Annotated in this window: 20 protein-coding genes; 12 read left to right on the plus strand and 8 right to left on the minus strand. The window is 64.5% G+C overall.

Features of this window, described 5'->3' with window-relative positions:
- Positions 1 to 286 precede the first annotated feature (286 nt).
- Together istA and istB are read left to right on the plus strand one after the other, a co-directional pair.
- Entirely contained in the window at positions 287 to 1492 is a 1206-nt protein-coding gene (gene istA, locus ACGGZK_RS06975; protein WP_395245550.1) for an IS21 family transposase, read from the plus strand.
- Positions 1492 to 2280: an IS21-like element helper ATPase IstB gene (gene istB / locus ACGGZK_RS06980; RefSeq protein WP_395245551.1), complete on the plus strand. Its 789-nt coding sequence runs from the start codon at positions 1492 to 1494 to the stop codon at positions 2278 to 2280. Before istA ends, istB begins: the two co-directional genes overlap by 1 nt.
- A 151-nt stretch (positions 2281 to 2431) precedes the next feature.
- Here the strand turns inward: istB and ACGGZK_RS06985 are convergent, their stop codons facing one another.
- The 4 genes from ACGGZK_RS06985 to ACGGZK_RS07000 all read right to left on the minus strand — a co-directional run bounded on the left by ACGGZK_RS06985 (position 2432) and on the right by ACGGZK_RS07000 (position 5229).
- Positions 2432 to 2905: a peptidase inhibitor family I36 protein gene (locus tag ACGGZK_RS06985; RefSeq protein WP_395245552.1), complete on the minus strand. Its 474-nt coding sequence runs from the start codon at positions 2903 to 2905 to the stop codon at positions 2432 to 2434.
- Positions 2906 to 2917: 12 nt separating this feature from the next.
- A complete protein-coding gene (locus tag ACGGZK_RS06990; protein WP_395245553.1) occupies positions 2918 to 3874 on the minus strand; it encodes a hypothetical protein in 957 nt (318 codons plus the stop codon).
- Positions 3856 to 4368, minus strand: coding sequence for an RNA polymerase sigma factor (locus ACGGZK_RS06995; RefSeq protein WP_395245554.1), 513 nt, complete (start codon positions 4366 to 4368; stop codon positions 3856 to 3858). Before ACGGZK_RS06995 ends, ACGGZK_RS06990 begins: the two co-directional genes overlap by 19 nt.
- Positions 4369 to 4905: 537 nt before the next feature.
- On the minus strand, positions 4906 to 5229 hold the full coding sequence (locus ACGGZK_RS07000) for a hypothetical protein (RefSeq protein WP_395245555.1): 324 nt from the start codon (positions 5227 to 5229) through the stop codon (positions 4906 to 4908).
- Positions 5230 to 5515: 286 nt separating this feature from the next.
- Between ACGGZK_RS07000 and ACGGZK_RS07005 the strand changes: the two genes are divergently transcribed.
- Both ACGGZK_RS07005 and ACGGZK_RS07010 read left to right on the plus strand, forming a co-directional pair.
- Positions 5516 to 6049: a hypothetical protein gene (locus tag ACGGZK_RS07005; RefSeq protein WP_395245556.1), complete on the plus strand. Its 534-nt coding sequence runs from the start codon at positions 5516 to 5518 to the stop codon at positions 6047 to 6049.
- A gap of 37 nt (positions 6050 to 6086) precedes the next feature.
- Positions 6087 to 6293 (plus strand): hypothetical protein, encoded by a 207-nt coding sequence (locus ACGGZK_RS07010; RefSeq protein ID WP_395245557.1) that lies wholly within the window; start codon positions 6087 to 6089, stop codon positions 6291 to 6293.
- Between the two features lie 648 nt (positions 6294 to 6941).
- On the opposite strand, the gene ACGGZK_RS07015 is transcribed toward ACGGZK_RS07010, so the two are convergent.
- Positions 6942 to 7514, minus strand: a complete 573-nt coding sequence (locus ACGGZK_RS07015) for a hypothetical protein (RefSeq protein WP_395245558.1) — start codon at positions 7512 to 7514, stop codon at positions 6942 to 6944.
- 148 nt (positions 7515 to 7662) lie between these two features.
- Here ACGGZK_RS07015 and ACGGZK_RS07020 point away from each other — a divergent pair, with 148 nt between their 5' ends.
- Entirely contained in the window at positions 7663 to 7962 is a 300-nt protein-coding gene (locus ACGGZK_RS07020; protein WP_395245559.1) for a hypothetical protein, read from the plus strand.
- Positions 7963 to 8330: 368 nt separating this feature from the next.
- Here the strand turns inward: ACGGZK_RS07020 and ACGGZK_RS07025 are convergent, their stop codons facing one another.
- Positions 8331 to 8924, minus strand: coding sequence for a response regulator transcription factor (locus tag ACGGZK_RS07025; RefSeq protein WP_395245560.1), 594 nt, complete (start codon positions 8922 to 8924; stop codon positions 8331 to 8333).
- Positions 8925 to 9268: 344 nt separating this feature from the next.
- Between ACGGZK_RS07025 and ACGGZK_RS07030 the strand changes: the two genes are divergently transcribed.
- The 4 genes from ACGGZK_RS07030 (at position 9269) to ACGGZK_RS07045 (ending at position 13320) form a co-directional block, all read left to right on the plus strand.
- Positions 9269 to 10378, plus strand: coding sequence for a peptidoglycan-binding protein (locus ACGGZK_RS07030; RefSeq protein ID WP_395245561.1), 1110 nt, complete (start codon positions 9269 to 9271; stop codon positions 10376 to 10378).
- On the plus strand, positions 10375 to 11016 hold the full coding sequence (locus ACGGZK_RS07035) for an ABC transporter ATP-binding protein (RefSeq protein WP_395245562.1): 642 nt from the start codon (positions 10375 to 10377) through the stop codon (positions 11014 to 11016). The genes ACGGZK_RS07030 and ACGGZK_RS07035 overlap by 4 nt, the downstream gene beginning before the upstream one ends.
- Positions 11017 to 11030: 14 nt before the next feature.
- Positions 11031 to 12107: an ABC transporter permease gene (locus tag ACGGZK_RS07040; RefSeq protein ID WP_395245563.1), complete on the plus strand. Its 1077-nt coding sequence runs from the start codon at positions 11031 to 11033 to the stop codon at positions 12105 to 12107.
- Between the two features lie 763 nt (positions 12108 to 12870).
- The gene (locus tag ACGGZK_RS07045) at positions 12871 to 13320 is read left to right on the plus strand and encodes a hypothetical protein (RefSeq protein ID WP_395245564.1); all 450 of its coding nucleotides are present in this window, start codon (positions 12871 to 12873) and stop codon (positions 13318 to 13320) included.
- 457 nt (positions 13321 to 13777) lie between these two features.
- On the opposite strand, the gene ACGGZK_RS07050 is transcribed toward ACGGZK_RS07045, so the two are convergent.
- Together ACGGZK_RS07050 and ACGGZK_RS07055 are read right to left on the minus strand one after the other, a co-directional pair.
- Positions 13778 to 14764, minus strand: coding sequence for a hypothetical protein (locus tag ACGGZK_RS07050; protein WP_395245565.1), 987 nt, complete (start codon positions 14762 to 14764; stop codon positions 13778 to 13780).
- Positions 14765 to 14838: 74 nt separating this feature from the next.
- Positions 14839 to 15249, minus strand: coding sequence for a hypothetical protein (locus ACGGZK_RS07055; protein ID WP_395245566.1), 411 nt, complete (start codon positions 15247 to 15249; stop codon positions 14839 to 14841).
- Positions 15250 to 15804: 555 nt separating this feature from the next.
- On the opposite strand from ACGGZK_RS07055, the gene ACGGZK_RS07060 reads away from it, so the two are divergent.
- The 3 genes from ACGGZK_RS07060 (at position 15805) to ACGGZK_RS07070 (ending at position 17478) form a co-directional block, all read left to right on the plus strand.
- Positions 15805 to 16083 carry a winged helix-turn-helix transcriptional regulator gene (locus ACGGZK_RS07060; protein WP_395245567.1) on the plus strand — a complete coding sequence of 93 codons (279 nt, stop codon included), beginning with the start codon at positions 15805 to 15807 and terminating at the stop codon, positions 16081 to 16083.
- A 190-nt stretch (positions 16084 to 16273) separates the two neighbouring features.
- Complete coding sequence (locus tag ACGGZK_RS07065; protein ID WP_395246044.1) at positions 16274 to 16603, plus strand: winged helix-turn-helix transcriptional regulator; 330 nt, start codon at positions 16274 to 16276, stop codon at positions 16601 to 16603.
- A gap of 134 nt (positions 16604 to 16737) precedes the next feature.
- The gene (locus ACGGZK_RS07070; RefSeq protein ID WP_395245568.1) at positions 16738 to 17478 is read left to right on the plus strand and encodes a nucleoside/nucleotide kinase family protein; all 741 of its coding nucleotides are present in this window, start codon (positions 16738 to 16740) and stop codon (positions 17476 to 17478) included.
- Positions 17479 to 17643 lie beyond the last annotated feature (165 nt).

The following is a 17643-nucleotide window of genomic DNA, read 5'->3' on the forward strand; positions in this document are numbered from 1 at the left end:
TGTTGCGCGCGAGCCCGAGTGCTGCAGCGCTCGGAATGGCCATGGGGGCATGTCCAGTCGACCGAGACGCCCTTGTTCATCATCTTCGACGGCGGGAGCGGATTGGTGTGGGCCCAATCGCGCGTCGTGATCGGGAAGCGGATTGCTAGGTCGTTCGCGTGCTCCACCAAACGATGCTTATGACAAACCGGGCAACCGCCGCGAAACTTAATGCGCTGTGTCGGCGACGCTCGAAAAGTAGGCCATAGCGACGCTTGAAAACTGGGCCACCCGGACAGTTGGATGGGTGATCTCGGTAGAGGATTGGGCGTTGATCAGGCGGTTGGTCGCTGATGGTGTTCCGCAGCGTCAGGTCGCGAGGGATCTGGGGATCTCACGGACGACGGTCGCGGCAGCAGTCGCGTCGGCTCGGCCGCCGCAGTACCGGCGAAGGTCGCAGCCGACGTCGTTCGCCCCGTTCGAAGCGCGGGTGCGGGCGCTGCTGGCCGAGCATCCCGACATGCCGGCGACGGTGATCGCGGAACGTGTCGGGTGGGTCGGGTCGATCACGTGGTTCCGTGAGCATGTGCGCCGGCTCCGGCCTGAGCATCGCCCGGTCGATCCCGCGGATCGGCTGACCTGGGCGGCCGGGGACGCGGCGCAGTGCGATCTGTGGTTCCCGCCACGGCGGATCCCGCTCGAGGACGGTACGACGAGCCTGCTGCCGGTGTTGGTGATCGTGGCCGCGCACTCGAGGTTCATCACGGCGCGGATGATCCCGACGCGCAGGACGGAGGACTTGCTGCTGGGCTCGTGGGAACTGATCCGCCAGCTCGGTGCGGTGCCGCGCCGGTTGATCTGGGACAACGAGCCCGGCATCGGTCAGCGAGGCCGGCTTGCGCAGGGTGTGGCCGCGTTCGCTGGGACCCTCGCGACGAGGGTTGTGCAGCTGCGGCCGTACGACCCGGAGTCCAAGGGCATCGTCGAACGCCGCAACGGGTGGATGGAGACCTCGTTCATGCCGGGCCGCACGTTCACGTCGCCGACGGACTTCAACACCCAACTGCAGGACTGGCTCCGGACGGCGAACGCCCGCGTGGTCCGCACGATCAAAGCGGCCCCGGTCGATCTGATCGAGCACGACCGGTCCCGGATGCTGCCGTTGCCGCCGATCCCGTTGCAGCTGGGCTGGCGGGAACGGATCCGGCTCGGCCGCGACTACTATGTGCGCCTGGCCGCCAACGACTACTCCGTCGACCCGACCGCGATCGGCCGACTCGTCGACGTGACCGCCGACCTCGAACGAGTCCGGGTACGACTCGACGGCCGCGTCATCGCCGACCACGCCCGGGCCTGGGCGCGCGGGGCCACGATCACCGACCCGGCGCATGTGGAAACCGCGAAGCTGCTCCGGCACCAGTTCCAGGAACCCCGGCCCGTCCCGCAGGGTGATGACCTGACCCGCGACCTGGGCGACTACGACCGGGCGTTCGGCATCGAGGGAGTCGCGTGATGGCCACGAAGACGACCGAGTCGGTCAAGCAGATCACGTACCTCGCCAGCGCACTCAAGGCGCCCCGGATCACGGATGCCGCTACTCGGCTCGCGGACCAGGCCCGCGACGCCGGCTGGTCGTTCGAGGACTACCTCGCCGCGGTCCTGGAACGCGAAGTGTCCGCCCGCAACGCGTCCGGCGCCGAACTGCGGATCAAAGCGGCCGGGTTCCCCGCCCGGAAGACGCTCGAGGACTTCGACTGGGACGCCCAACCGACCGCCCGGACACAGGTCGCCGCGCTCGCGTCCGGCGGGTTCCTGCTCGAAGCCCGCAACGTCGTCTTGCTCGGCCCGCCCGGGACCGGGAAGACGCACCTCGCGACCGCGCTCGGGATCGTCGCGGCCCGCCATGGCCACCGGGTGCTGTTCGCTACCGCGACCGACTGGGTTACCCGCCTCACCGACGCCCACCGGCAAGGAAACCTGCCGAAAGAGCTCGCACGACTCCGCCGGTACGGGCTGATCATCGTCGACGAGGTCGGCTACCTCCCGTTCGAGCAGGACGCCGCGAACCTGTTCTTCCAACTCGTGTCATCCCGCTACGAACACGCGTCCCTGATCCTGACTTCGAACCTGCCGTTCAGCGGTTGGGGTGGCGTGTTCGGCGACCAAGCCGTCGCGGCCGCGATGATCGACCGGATCGTGCACCACGCCGACGTGCTCACCCTCAAAGGCGCCAGCTACCGACTCCGAGGCCGCGGCATCGACAGCCTCCCAAGCATCAAGACACAGGATCCGACAGACTAAGCACACGACGAACAGGCGGCCCAGAATTCGCCCGTCGCATCGGCCCAGAATTCAACCGTCGCCGACATCTGTCATCTGGAAGTTTCCAGAAGCGGATCGAAGGTCTCATAAGACTCGCAGTCTGAGCCGATCTCGCGGGCGAACGATCTGCTCAGCAGCCAATCTTGGTCATGGCCCAGGTGGTGTTGATCCAACTGTTCGCGCTGACCGATCCGACGGCTCCGAGGTCGCTGTAGGCGCGGACCACCGCCGATGTTCGAGCATTGGCGATCGACCGGACTGGGGCGCCGAGCGGGCCAACCGATTGGGTCGTGCAGCTCGTGAAGGTCAGCTTGGACCCGGCAAGGTTGCTGCCGTCATAGACGCAATGCGCGCCGGTGGTACAGCTGCCCACCGACATCGCCGCCGCTCCCGAGGGGTCGGCAACGGTCAGGATCAACTCCCCGTTTCCCCAGGTCACTTCGTTCGTTGCGGTCTGGACACCACCAGGGAATTCCGCGAGGACCTGGTTGATCCGGTTCTGTACCTCATCCGTTGATGGGGTAGAGGCGGTTGATGCTTCGGCGGGGATGAGAAGCAGTGCGGCGGCCAGTAGGGCGGCAGCCGCGGATCGGGTTCGGTACAACGGTTGGACCTTTCACTCCCAGGCTGTGTAACTTACGACTGCCGGCGCCTGGACGTCCGGGCGTTCGTTTCCCACATATGTGGTCTCGAAGGAGAGAAAACCGAGCCCCCGGTCAGAGACGATCACCCGATCGATGTACTGGCCTGGTGCGCGACTTTCTGTCGAAAAGGAGATTCCGGTCCGTCCGAGCCGGTCGACGACCTTCCCTTCCAGCTTGAGGTCTTGTCGAGTCGCGAGAAACTCGAGGGCTGCCTGCGTCTGCTGGGTCGTGAGGACCCATTCACCCAGCAGCACATTCAACTGGCGCATGTAGTGGCCAGTTGTGAGATCCGCCAGGTCCGTGGGCGCCTGCAGAAACGTTGCGTAATCGGCTGCCTCCGAGGGTGGCTCCGAGAATACGAAGGGGAACGTGCCACGGCGAAACTCCTCCTCCCAGACGAGTTCTCCCACCTGGTACCCGTCCACAACGAGTCGATTGCCGAGGGAGTCGTAGGGTTCGCCGCGGCGTACCTCGATGCGTGAGCCGTCTGCCGTGTGAGTGATAGTGCGGATCTCAGGCTCAACTGCAACGGACTCAACGTTCTCGGTTTCGCCAACAGTGAGGGCAAGTGCCCAGGACTGAAAACGGATGACGTTCGTTTCTTCGTTCGGCTCGAGATTCGAGCTGAGCTGCATGAGAAGGTCTTTCGACGTGCCATCGATTGGGGTCAGTTCCAACAGCGGGGGTGTGACCGCGGCGTAGACGGCGGCGGGGCGTACTGAAACGAAGACGCCGACCGTGACGGCCATGATCACGGCCACCGCCGCGGCGACCGAGAGGTAGATTGGTTGGCGTCGCCGCGCGACCGGGACAGGCGTCGCCGTAATCTGGCGCAGAGTCACCTCAGCAGCAGCGTTGAGCGCGTCACCGCGTTCAGGCAGATCGGGGCGCGCCTCCCGAAGTCGGCGGCTCAGTTCGAGCTCGTCCACGACGCCTCCTCCACACTCGAAGTCGGTGAAAGAGCCTCAGCAAGCCGCTTCCGTGCGCGGTGCAGCCGCACCCTCAAAGCCGCTGGCGTGCAACCAAGGACCTGGGCAATCTCCTCCCGAGACAAGTCCTCCCAGTACGCCATCCAGATCAACTCCCGGTCCACCGGCTCGAGACGGCTCACTGCGGCGCGCATATCGAGCACCTCGTCGCGGCTATCAAAGGCCGCGATGTCGGAAGCGGTTTGTGCGTTCTCAACCCGTCTCGCATGGCGTTGACGGCCGCGATACTGGTTGCCGACGACGTTTCGCAACGTCGCATACAGCCAGGCGATCGTGAGCACGCCCTCCGACTCCCCTCGCCGCCGCCATGCCAGCGCGAAAACCTCCGCCGCCGCATCCTCAGCATCAGACCGGTCACTTAACCGATTGAACGCCGCCCGTACGATCACCGAGTGATAGGTCCGGAAAAGGTCAGCGAATTCGCGCTCACCCATGCCGAACCCGCACGCGGGTCAGAGCGGAGAACATCATCACATTCTGCCTGTTTCCACGGACCGTGCTGACGTTACCGAAAGTCCTTTTTTCGATGGTGCGTGGCGCCTGTTGCGCCTCGGCAGCCCGCGCTCGAGGCAGCCCCATTCGGCGGCGGGCGAGGAACCCGTCAGAGGTGTCAATCACGATATTTGGGCAAGGAGACCGAGCCGTCGGTGGCTTCTCCGGAATGGTCGCACTGGTCTTGAACCCGAAGCACGCCTCCGCTGCATCACCCAAGCCCAATCGAGGACGACATGGTCGCCAAGGTGGCGTTCGGTGGGTGCCACTGCCATCGGATCTAGGTGGGACACAAGCCGGTTCGGAAGATCGTCGGCCATTCGTTGAGACGCTCGCCTGCCGGTGGAGTCTTCTGTGCTCCGGACGCCGGCGTTCGCACTACACCTTTCGTTGTGGGCCGCGGCGCCTCATCAACCCCACCCGGAGGCCGGGACGAGCGGGGGTGCCAACTCCTTCGGGTGACACCCCCGCTAGTCGGACTAGCTGTAGCAACCCCACAAGTAGACGGAGTTGCTGACTTCAGCAGCGGCGTAGAAGTACGACGTTCCACCGCCGTAGTTGCTGGTGTGGATCGTGTTGAGGAAATTCCCGTTCGCCTGGTTCACGATCGCGCCGCCCTGATATCCGCGGCGGTGCTCGTACCAACGGCCCGTGTCCTGGGTCTTCAGCGTTGCTGTGCGCCCGGTGCTGCAGGTGATCTGTCCGGTTTCCTCCTCGACAGCGTTCGCGGGCACAGCGTACCCAGCGAGCGTGAGGCTCCCCGCGATGACTGCGGCGGCGAGCAACTTCTCTCTGATTCTCATGCTTCTCCTGATCGTCTGATCTGATGCGTCGGCATCAGCGGACGGCAGCATATGTAGCGCCAGCGGGGAAGGGGAAGCCTGTCTTGAACGGGCAGATGCTTGTACAGTCGCGTTGCCTCGAGCCCGAGGGCCCCGACCCTGAGATCAAAGGACGTCCATGATTACGCCTCGCTCATGGCTTCAGATTTTCAACCGAATCCTTGCCTCAAGCGGCTGCCTCGTGATCGCGGTCAGTCTTGCAGCGTGTGCAACGGAGTCGCTCCCTCCAGTCCCCAGAGTGGAGGCCTTGTCTGCGGCGGCGGGTGAACAGATCACGGCCGACTATCTCCGCTCGAGAGCCGAATACTTGGAAGGTGTTTACCCCGGCATTGTTCTGCCCGATCCGGACAGGGTCCGCTACGTCGAGCGTGGCGAGTACCCGCAGGTCATCGCGGAGTGCCTGACCGAACAGGGCTTCCCAGCGATACCGAATGACGACGGTGGGGTCACGTTCGACCCCGTCCCGCCGGACGCCCAGGCTGAGGCGCAGAGCGTCGCCAGCTACGCCTGCGACGTCATGTATCCGGTCGATCCAGCGAGTCTTCGTCCGATGACTTCTGAGCAATTGCACTACCTCTACGCCTATTCGAAGCTGAAGCTCATCCCGTGCCTCGCTGATGCCGGCGCGGCGGCACCCGAACTTCCCAGCGAGCAGGAGTTCACCGAGACGTTCCAGCAAGCGGGCGGGTGGGATCCGTACGCCACGGCCAAGACGATGGGTCCTAAGGCTGCCGAGATCGCCGAAGCGTGCCCGGCGGTTCCTGCGGAGTTGGGCTGGTAGGGCATCTGGACCGCTGCGGCGTGGCCTCCCCAGGAATGTGAAGGCGGGACAGGCGTCCGGTGGGGCAAGCGCAACGTATTACGCTTGGCTGGCGCTTCTGGCCTATCCAGCCGTCTGCTCGCAGACGAAACCCACCGGCAACCTCGATCCGGTTTCAGTCGTCGTCGACGCACTGCACGAGCAAGGCTCCGGCGGGGCAACGGGCATCGTCGTGAAAGACGACCCGAGCTTCGTCATGCGCTGAGGCCGGAGCACCATCCTGTGACTCGACGCCCCATGGCTCGGCTCGTTTCTTCGGGAGACCTTCCCATCAGCGATCGCGACCCCGGCTGCGTCGGTGATGACCGTGGTGGTGATCGCCGGCATGGTGCGTTGCCGTGCTGCTGACATCCGGCGCAACGTGGGAGCCGAACAAGCCGCCATCAGCTCAATCGAGTTTTTGCAGCACCCGCTCGATCGTCACTCGGCCGAACCTGCGGCGCGCCTGACCACAGCGGTACGGCACCCTATCCGAGGCACCGAAGGTATTGAGTGGGCCTCGGCCTTTCGGCCCGGCCCGCGATGTGCAAGACCCTGCAATTCCCGGCGGACGCGCGTGCCGATGCGGCTCGAATGGATAACCGACCCGTCGGTCCTGGCACGGCCAGTCGATTCGCCGGCGGCTAAAACCGCGCACGGTTCCCCGGCCGCTCTCGACCAACTCGAGCTCACCCAGCCGCTTCCGGCCTCGACACAGTCCAAATCGTCCGGGCGAGAGGGAACGAACGAAGTCAGACTCGGGGAGCGACGAAACGACTCGTCCGGGCGTCGAACGACTGTGCCGTCGACGGGGTCGGTCTTTGGATCGTCTACTGCAAAGGACACAGTAGAACATGTGTCTTTCGACCGAGGCTCAGTCGACCCCCCACCCGCCGGACGGCTGCGGGCAGGACTGCACGACTGTTCGCCACTCATCATCCGGGAGCGAACCATTACCGAACCCGGCAGCCAGGTATGCAGACCAACGGTCGATGAAGAAGTCGTCGAGGAAAGCTTGCTCGGAGGGAGGTTCGGCGACGTCATACCCCAGACCCGTGAGGCACTCGCGGGTGGCGAGTTCTTGCGTGTACGCCGCTCGAATCTGGTCGGGCGACATGTTTCGAATCTTGTCGTCAACGACCGCCCAGCAGGCGTCGGAATCGGCACGGTACTGGTCGTACTGGGCTTGGGGAACCGAATCTGAACTCGCCTCGATGCCACCATCCCAGCTCAGACTTACTTCCCAGCCCTTCTCGGTAATGCATTTGAACACCTGATCAGCTGCCGGGGACACGCTCATTGCCTCGCCCGTTGCTTGCGTTTCGTCGACCCTAGCTGGGCTGGTGCACGCCGCAAGGGTCAGGAGCGCGACCATTCCCACCGCTAGCGGCGGGAAGACCGATCTTTGCCTCACTCTTGCCTGCCAAACGGATTCAGTCCCGATCATGCGCTGCACTCTATGGGTTGCGAGTGTCTGGCGGTACCGGGCCTTCCTGCCTGTTTGCGTCGAACGAAGTCCGGTGCCGCTAATTGGGCTGTGTTGGTCTGGCACACGCAGAACCCGAAAGGATAATCCCTTGCTAAAGAACCGAACAATGGCGCTGGCGGTGACGGCGGCTGTCACCGTCGGCCTGACGGCGACGGCGTCACCGGCCATGGCCGCGACTAACTCCGGTACCTACAGTTGCAACTCAGGGTGGTGGTCGTCGTCGCAGGCTGGCGCGCCGGCATCGGTCGCTCACCGGCACGAACAGGGCGGCATGTGGCGCGAGCGCACCTACCCGGCTGGATTCAACCAGTACAAGGGTTGGTGGCAGCCTGGACCGGTCTACGAAACGATCACAACCTCTGCCGCATCCTTCAGCGGCGGCTACCTCCTGGGATGCAGCACTTGACCCTGATCTCATAGGGGTGGTGCGGCACGGATGAGCCGTCAGAGGTTCGCACCTCTCGCGGCACAAGGGTCAGCACGCATTTCGCTGGCCCTTGTGCCGTATCCCGCACACCAGATCGTTGGGCTCTTCCGATGTCAGGTTCGGGCGCCCTCGAGCACGACGCGAATTCGGCTTGGCCCGACTGGATGCGGTTAGTCGGAAGGGCTTGGCGATCGATCGAACCAGAAAATGCTGTGTCTTCCGTCGTAGGCACGGTCAGGGGCAGTTCCATGGTGGGGATGCGGGTAGATCGGCGAACGCCCAACTAGGCGCGCCGCGTGCAACAGTCCCACTGCACCTCCACCCGCGCACCGCGAGATCCCGTCAGATCAAAGCGCATGCCCGAGCGCTCGGGCTCGGTTCACTGCATCGAGTCGCGATCGCGCGCTCAGAACCCGAAACGCGTCAAAGAGATGGCGCTTTACTGTCCCCTCACGGATGCCCAACTCAATGGCGATCTCTCCGTTGGATCGACCAGAGGCGGCAAGTGAAAGCACCTCGAGCTGACGAGCCGAGAGGATCGGTGAACCCTGCTTGTCGGTACGCACGATTTCGGCCTGCTTCGTCGGGCTGAAAACGTTGAGGGCTTTGTGGAAGACCGCGGGGGTTGCGGACTCAGGAACCGCAATTCCGCTGCGAGTTCGGGTTAGTACGCGAACGCGTGTGGGCTCTCTGCCGAGCATGAGTACTTGAAGGCCTCGATGCAGGCGCAATAGCAGGACGATCTCCTCGGCGTCCACGACCTCGCTGCCAACGACAAGCAGGTCTGGTTGACGGGTAATCACAGCCGTACGGACCTCGGCGGCCGTGCCGCAGGAAGCGAGTGACAAGAATTGGGGTTGCGCCGAGATTAGATCAACGAGTGCCGCTCTCAAGAGACCATTGTGTGAACCAACTGCGACGCTGACGATGTGCTCCCGCATAGTGACCTCCACAGTTGGCATTTCCGGTTGCAGTCACGCCGTTACACAAGCCCGAGGTACTCATACCTAGATCCCGACCCGGCAGCCGCATTCTCCAGTGGGAAGAACGCGGGCCGTGCCCTAATGCCACGAACGGCATGTTCACAAGAGCAGGGCTCACGGTTGCTTCCTTCGGGATGCATTGACTCTGAGAGGAGATGCGCTGAGGATCGATGCGCGAGACCTCCCGGGAGGTGCCGCACATGAAATGGGCGAGCAGATGACTCGCCCACTCATCGCAGGGTCGTCGGAATCGATGATCGAAGTACCAGACCGCCAGCACGATCCACTCAGAAAGACGGCGAATGAACGACAACGGTGGCAAATCGACTGGACCGCAGTCGAGGTGGCGCACCCGGGCCGGCCTGGTCGCGATCTGCGTGGCGGCAGGTGTCGGAGTCGCGGCTATCGGCTGGGCGGTGGTCGTTGTGTTCGCCCCGCCCAGTGAGGCGGTCGTTGAGGCCCCCTATACCAATGTCGAGGTGCTCATGGGTGAGGTCGGGTCTTCGATCTCGCTCAACACGGTGGCGGAGTGGACCGAACAGCCCGCTGGAGCTAATCAGGCTGCCGGCATCGTGACCTCAGTCCAAGTACGGTCAGGCGACGAGGTCACCGCAGGCTCGATCCTCTACGAAGTGGGTCTTCGCCCGGTTGTGGTGGCACAAGGGGATACTCCGTCGTTCCGTGATGTCACGGTTGGTTCGGATGGTGCCGACGTACTACAGGTCCAGCAGTTTCTCGCGGCTACCGGGTTCTACGAGGGAGCTCAGGATGGTGAATTCGGGACCGGAACCGCCGCCGCGGTTCGGGATTGGCAAGAGGCGCTCGGCATTGAAGAGGACGGTGTCGTTCGGGCCGCCGACTTGGTCTTCGTGCCCCAGCTGCCTGGACGGATCACACTGGATAACGAAGTCGTGTTCCGGGGTGCAACGCTCGCAGGCGGCGAGCCGATCGTATCCACGCTCCCGATGGAGCCAACCTTTGTGGTTCCCGTAACGTCCCAGCAGGCCGCCAAAATCCCGCCCGGCACCGAGGTCGAAATCGCCGTCCAAGACCAGGTCTGGACCGCCGTGGCTGCAGCACGGGAGCCCTCGCCGGACGGCGCGGATCAGGTCAACATCAAGCTCGAGGCCGCCGGCGAGGGCCCGATCTGCGGTGATTCGTGTGCGCTTGTGCCAGTGGAGGGTCAGTCGGTACTTCCGGCGCGAATCATCACTCAACCGACCGTGACCGGGTTGGTGGTGCCCTCCGCTGCGCTCAAGAGTTCGGCAGACGGTGCCATCTCGGTGGTCGGCATGGACGGCACGGTGATACCCGTCACGGTCACCGCTTCGGCTCGTGGAATGTCCATCGTTGAAGGCGTCGCGGAAGGTGCCCGTGTCAGGATCCCAGCCGAACAGAGCGGAGTGAAGTGACGATCCGCCTCGCCGCCCGTGACCTCACATTCAGATACGACTCAAGCCATCCACTGCTCGAGCAGTGGTCCGGAGATTTCCACGCAGGGGAAGTTGTAGCTGTCACGGGACCCTCTGGCCGCGGCAAATCGACCCTGTTGTACCTCCTGGGCCTGATGCTGAGGCCGGCCAGCGGGCAGGTGCTTCTCGACGGGCATGCCATGCAAGGGCGAAAGGATCACGACCGCGCTGCGGCCCGAGCGACCCAGTTCGGCTTCGTCTTTCAGGACGCCGCGCTGGACCCATCCCGAACCGTGCTCGACAACATTCTCGAGACGACGCTCTATCGCGGTGAGCGACGGCGTGATCGTGTTCCACGTGCGGAAGAACTGATGGACCAGATGGGAGTCGCGCTTCGGCGCGACGCCAAGCCGGGGCAGGTATCGGGCGGCCAGGCTCAGCGCATCGCACTCTGCAGAGCCCTCATCGGTAACCCACGAGTACTGCTCGCAGATGAGCCCACGGGGAACCTGGATCCGGCGTCATCGGAGGTCGTCGTCGAAGCCATGCACGACCAAGCGAGTCGTGGCGCTGCGGTCGTTGTCGTCACCCACGATCCCGCTCTGGTCGCACGATGCGATCGAAAGCTGGAGCTGTGAGAAAGGCACTCGCTGTGCTTCGCGAAGCCGCCGTTTCCGCATTGGTAGCGCCAGTATCGACCATCATCACACTGGTGATGATCGCCGGGATGTGTGGTGCGGTGTTGTTGACGTCCGGCCGAACCGTTGGCGCCGAACAAGCGGTGATCGGGTCGATCGATTCGGCCGGCACACGAGCGATCGTCATTCGCGCCGATTCCACCGCGGGCTTGGACACGAGTGTGCTCGACCGCGTGCGGGGACTGGGTGGTGTGGAGTGGGTTGGTGCGTTCGGCAACGCCGATGACATGCAGAACAGTGCATTCCCCGGCGGAACCCGGGTTCCCCTCCGCCAGGTCTGGGCAGATGACTGGTCGCCGGCCGGTCTGCCCTCCAGACCTCCCCAAGGAGAGATCGCCTGGGGCTCCCGCACAGCTCTCGAACAGCTCGGAATGGCAGACCCAGTTGGCGCCATCGCTGACGACGACGGGAGAGGATACGCAATTGGTGGCCGTCTTGCCTTACCAAGTCACCTTGATTTCCTGGAACCAGCGCTCTTTGCGCCCCAACCGAAGGGATCGCCCGGACAAGTCGCCGTCCTCGTGGTCATCGCCGAGCGGCCGGACCTGGTAGCTGCACTCGCTACTGCGGTCACCGGCGTTCTTGCCGTCGATGATCCAACCAAGATTTCCGTGCAGACCAGCGAGGCGATCGCGAGGCTTCGCGGACTGATCGAGGGACAACTCGGCGCCTTCGGGCAGACACTAACCATCGGCATCCTGATCCTCACCGGGATCCTTGCAGCCGTCATTCTCTACGGGTTGGTCATGATGCGGCGAAAGGACTTCGGGCGGCGTAGAGCACTCGGCGCAAGCCAGAGACTCATCGTCGCCCTCCTCGTCGTTCAAACCGGGCTCGTCGCGATCACCGGCGCTGGTGTTGGCAGCACGGTCGCGCTCGGAGTCCTAGCCGTGACAGGTGATCCACTGCCGGGGTACACCTACGTCTTCGGTCTCATCATCTTGTCGGTCGCTGTAGGCGTCCTGGCGAGCGTTCTTCCGGCCACCGCTGCCGCGCGGCGCGAACCGATCCGCGAGCTCCGAGTGCCCTGACTGCAGCCCGTCGGGCCTTCGATCTACGAATTCGCCGTCCTGGTGGACGAAAGTCGTACCAGTCCGCCTAGACCCGAAACGACAGCTGGCGGCAGAGTTTTCGAGGGAAATAGGAAACGCGATCACGGACCGACCTATGCGACACCGATTCGCCGTGGTCGCATTTCTGACCCACGATCTGAATGACGTGAATGGAGCACAAATGAAGCGAAAGTTCGCCGTCGTGCCTTCACTTCCGGGGATCGTTTCGCCCGCCGCGAGCGGCCCGTGCTGCTCTGCCGTACCGATCGAGAGCGCTATCCGCAGTCGCCGCCTCGGCACTATGGCTGAAACGCCAGCCATCCCTGCACGCTCAACTTGTAGAAAAGAGGATGAATGAACGGCAAGCGCCACAAGTTCAGGCCAGCCGCGATTGGATTCGCGCTCAGCGCGCTACTTGCAGTAGCTGCCGCGACACCTGCGCACGCGGCCGCAGAGATCGCGTATCAATCGTGCGGCGTCGGACAAGTCGTCGGCGTCCAATCAAGGACGATCGGAGCGGCCTGGCACCAGCACAACTCATCGAGGAAGGAGTTTCCCTCAACAAGCGTGTTGACATACCGGTACAGCGGCTTCGGCTACCGGTTCGTCGACTGGACCGCCGCAGCAACACAAGTGGACTTCGACAACACGTATGCGTACTGCACTACCTAACCTCGTGATGCGGCGAGGCCAATTTCTATCAGCCCTACTCGTTGCCGTGATGTTGACAGGCTGCACCACGGTGACTGAGCCGTCATCGAAACGATGGGAGGGCGTACCTTTCGCGGAGGCCATGAGCTCATGCCTTCAGGAACACGGGTGGGATTCGAAAGCGAACGACGATGGTTCGTTCGACACCGAAGTCCGGCCCGAACAAGCAGAGCCGTACGAGCACGATCGGAAGGCGTGTGCGGAGGAAACCGGCTACGCCGATGACCCGGAACCGTTGAGCAGAGAGCAGCTCGCCGCCTGGTACGGCGAGCTGCTCGTAACGGCTGAGTGCGTGCGCGGCCTCGGATATGACATCGAGGAAGCTCCCTCCGTGCAAGTATTCATCGACCAGTTTGAGGGAGGAGAACTGGACGGGCTGTGGGGGCCGTATCCAAATGGCATTTCGGCGACTGCCTTCGAACAGTTGGAGTCGGAGTGCCCGCAACCCGGGGCTGACGACACCCCTGCGCAGTCCTTCTGACCCGTGACGGAGCGCCGAAGGGCCGATATTTGCGGTCCTACGACGACTCTTAGGACCGAAGGATCCGACGCACCAATTCAGTTCCCAAAGGCGTGACCACCGTTGGATTTGCGAGCGACTGGTCCGAGATGGTCACCTCGGCGCCGTGCTCGCAACCAAGCTCCCTGGATACGTAGTACCGACTTGCGGAGCATTCGAGGCGTTCGCCCGCGAAAACGACCTGCTCCCATTGGATGATCCGGAGATACCAGGCCTGGCCGGTGGCCCGACTGGGCGAGCAAGCTACTTCGTGCGGGCTACCGGCGCCAGCCCGGACCCATCACGATCTGCTTGGTGGGCCCTTCCCTTCACCATCAGGCGTAGCAAGGACAATGCTGAACGGAGAAATGTGAGAAATCGTGTTCGGGTAGGCGATCCGCCCGCGGGCGTCCAACGCTCGTTTTGTCCGGCTGAGACGTCAGTCGGTCGGAGGCATGAACCGCGCGAGAACTGCTCCGGACTCGGTGCCGAGTGAAGCGACGAACGAACCGTCGCCCAGCCACTCGACCGATCTCGGCTGGCAGATGTCCGGGAACCGCAGCCATGCATCGCGCTCACGCAGGGTCAAGCCGCCCCGGCCTTCACAGCCTGCGAGCTCGAGTACGCGGCGAGCTTCGCGTGAGCCGCCCACGACTGCAGTGCTCACTTCCGCAGCAGCTGCGTCATCGGTGGGAGCGACAAGGTCGCCGTCCCCGCCGAGGGAGAGATATGGGGGCGAAGCACCCGAAGAACCGGTGTCGGCGGTGACGAGGCCGTCGACGAGCACGAGCGTTGCCGTCTCCGTCACCAGGTAGACCTCGCCGCCGTCGACGGCGATCTTCGCATCTTCCGCGATGAGGCGATCGTCATCATCAGCAAGGGTCACGACCGCACCGGTGGCCAGGTCGAGCTCGCGGATGACGAATCTCGTGGGCACCATGGGCGGCGCAACGTACTCGACGTAGAAGATCCTCCCGTTTTCGACGGCCACGTCTCCGATCCAATCCCCACTTGCGGGAAGATCCCTCCAACGCATGCCCGCGGTATCGAAGATGGAGAGGGCTTGCCCATCGCCGCGTGCATCGTGCGAGACGACCAGTTCTGTGGCATTGAGCGCCGCGATTCCTCGCACGGTTGACACAGCTCTCTCATCTTCGAGATTGAAGCGCCGCACCGTCTTGCCCACCGCGTCGAGGTGGAGCCAGGAGCCGGCAGACTCCGTCCAGATGCCGCCGAGCGTGTCATCGGTCATGTGGCCCATCGGGTAGGTCACGTCGGTAAATGACGCCGAATCACCTTCGAGCGCGTTGTCGTAGGCGATGGGCTCGACTCGCCATGCGTCACCCGGAATCGCGGTGCAGCCGGCCAGCACGCACATCACGACCGCGCACAGGAGAAGCAGTCCCGCTCGCCCTTCGAACCGCATGACCAAAGCGTACGAGAAGCACCCGCCGAACCAACCCGTAGGGGATTTCTCGCTGGTCCATCCTGACCAGCCGCCTACTGGCCCGCAAGCTTTGCAAGCGTGCGTCGCGCTTCGTCTCCGACTAGCCAGCGGAAATCGATCTCGACCTCATCCTCGGCACCTGGTGTCTTCTCGCCCACCTGCGCGGCAGCCAGCCAAAACTTTCCTGTGGCAGTGCACAAGAAGGCCGACTCGGGGCCCGAAAGATCGCGGTTGTAGGTGAACGCTCCGGAGTCATCCATCATCCATTGTTCAACGTCGACCCACCCAGTCGTTTCGCGGGTGATGCGCCAGGGCCGGTCACTTCTCCAGGAAAGACCGCCGCGACCCGAGACGTGGAACAGCACGTATCCCCGGACCTCACCGTCCCACGACAATTCGCCGACCGTCTCGTCGAACGTTGACGCCCCTGAGTCAGTCCTCGCGGTCGGCATGGCAATGACCATAGCCGACGCGTTCAACGCTGCCCGCCAGTCGGTCGATGACCGCTCCTTCCCGGGTGCTCGCCCTCGAGCGGAGCAATGGGAGGGATGCGTGCGGCCTCGATTCCCGGATGACCCGCCCGCGGTGCTGTCGCGATGACGGCGGGCTAAACGCTCCCTGTCCGAGCTTTGCGGAGAAGCGGGAAGTGAGTTCAACATCAGACGAGTCATGAGTGCATCAGATCCAGGATTCACGGCACGATCGTCCCCGTCTCTTACGACCGTGTGCTGGACGATGGGCGGCAGAGGTCCGCGAACCAAGTCATGTCGCCGGCGCAACGAGATCCCGAGACCACCTGGCGGATACAGCGGGGAGATCGGGGGCCTCGGGGGCGCGAGCTTCCCGAGCTCGGCATGCGCCGACGGGCAGGAGGCTGCATCGGTCGTGGTCGTCACACCGCTGAGTTCAGCCATGAGGGATAAAGTGCCTACCTTGTGGAGAGTTTCGCGCGGATCAAGGAACAGATCCCGGACGCATTCCTTCCGGGATGCCCAACGCGCGTGATCTTGGATCACGTCATGAGTCGCTGGGGCGTCCTCGTCATGGCAACCCTTTCGGACGGCACCCGCCGATGGGGCGATCTCCGCCGCGACCTTGGAGGCATCACTGAAAAGATGCTAGCGAGCACGCTCAAGACTCTCGTCGCCGACGGCCTCGTTCATCGAGAGGCCCAACCGACCGTGCCTCCTCACGTCGAATACAGCTTGACGGAACGCGGGCGAGAGCTCGCTGAACTCTTGGTACCACTCGTCGCATGGGTTGCTCGAAACTCGGGGGAGATGCTCGATCCGCAGTAGGTCAGACGGTTGGTAGACGCAATCGGCCGGCGATCCGACGCGACGATGGGATGTGTTCGGTTGCGGTTGGGAGTCGCAAGATGTCCTAGCGGGCTCCCGGCGCAAATATCACTGCCATTTTTGCTGCGACGGCGCGGGACGCCGCGAAGAACGCTCAGCCGTATTCTTCACTGCCAGCAGTAGGCCCGCGCTGCCACTTCCGGGGCGGCCCTACAGGTGCCCGACCAGGGTGGTCCTCGACCACATCACGAGCAAGTGGGGCGTGCTCGTGCTGCTCGCGCTGACCGACGGCACCCGACGCTGGGGCGAGCTCCGGCGAGAGGTCGACGGCATCAGCGAGAAGATGCTCGCCTCGACGCTGCGCACCCTCGAGGCCGACGGACTGGTGCACCGCGAGTCGTATCCGGAAGTGCCGCCGCGCGTCGAGTACGAGCTCACGCCGCTCGGCCGCGACCTCATGGTGCACATGCTGCCGCTGTTCGAGTGGGTGGCGCGGCACGCGGGCTCGATCGTCGGCTGAGGTCCGGCGACGCTCGCCCCGGCAGAGATGTTCCCGGTTCGCGTATGCCCGTTCCCCCTCAGCGATGAGGGTGTGATGAGGGGGAACGGGCATACCGTGAGCGCGAACCCGTCGCCGGCGACCATGCTGGAGGCATGGATGCCACGACCGCCGCGTTCGACCCCCATGCCCTCGCGACGCTCGCCGATCGCGCCAGGGCCTTGCTCGCGGTCCGGCGCGAGGGCCTCGGCGCCCGCGTGCTGGTCGGCATCGCGGGCGCACCCGGCGCCGGGAAGACGTCCCTGGCGCGGGCGGTCGTCGCCGAGCTGAACGCACGGGTCGCCGGCGAGGCATCCGCACCGCTCGCAGCGTTCGATCCGCCGCTCGAGGAGGTCGCCGTGCACCTGCCGATGGACGGCTTCCACCTCGCGAACGCGACCCTCGACCGGCTTGGACTGCGCGACCGCAAGGGCGCCATCGAGACGTTCGACGGGCACGGGTTCGTCGCCCTGCTCGAGCGGCTCCGCCGCGAGGTCGACCACGACGTCTACGCGCCGAGCTTCGAGCGCGAGGTCGACGAGCCGGTCGCGGCCGAGCTCGCGATCCCGCCGTCGGCGCGCATCGTGGTCGTCGAGGGCAACTACCTCCTCGCCGACGCCGACCCGTGGCGGCGCATCCGCGACGACCGGCTCCTCGACGAGGCGTGGTTCGTCGACACCGGCGACGACGAGCGGATGCTCCGGCTCGTGCACCGGCACACCGCGTACGGCCGCACGCCCGAGGTGGCCGAGGCGTGGGCCCGCGACGTCGACGGCGCGAACGCGCGGCGGATCGCGCCCGGGAGGGACCGCGCCGACCTGGTCGTCTCGGGCGTCACGGGGGCTCTGCTCGCCTGAGCCACATCCCAGCGCGCCACCTCCTGCCCAGCCCGCGCCGTGCGGGGAGTCACCCCCACCCCCTGCCCAGCCCGCGCCGTGCGGGGAGTCAACCCCCCCCTGCGCGGACGCGAATCGTCGGATATGGGCGCCGATTCCGACGATTCGCGTCCGCGCGGCGAGCGA

Origin of the sequence: Agromyces sp. MMS24-K17 (assembly GCF_043950245.1) — a bacterium.
Lineage (GTDB): Bacteria > Actinomycetota > Actinomycetes > Actinomycetales > Microbacteriaceae > Agromyces.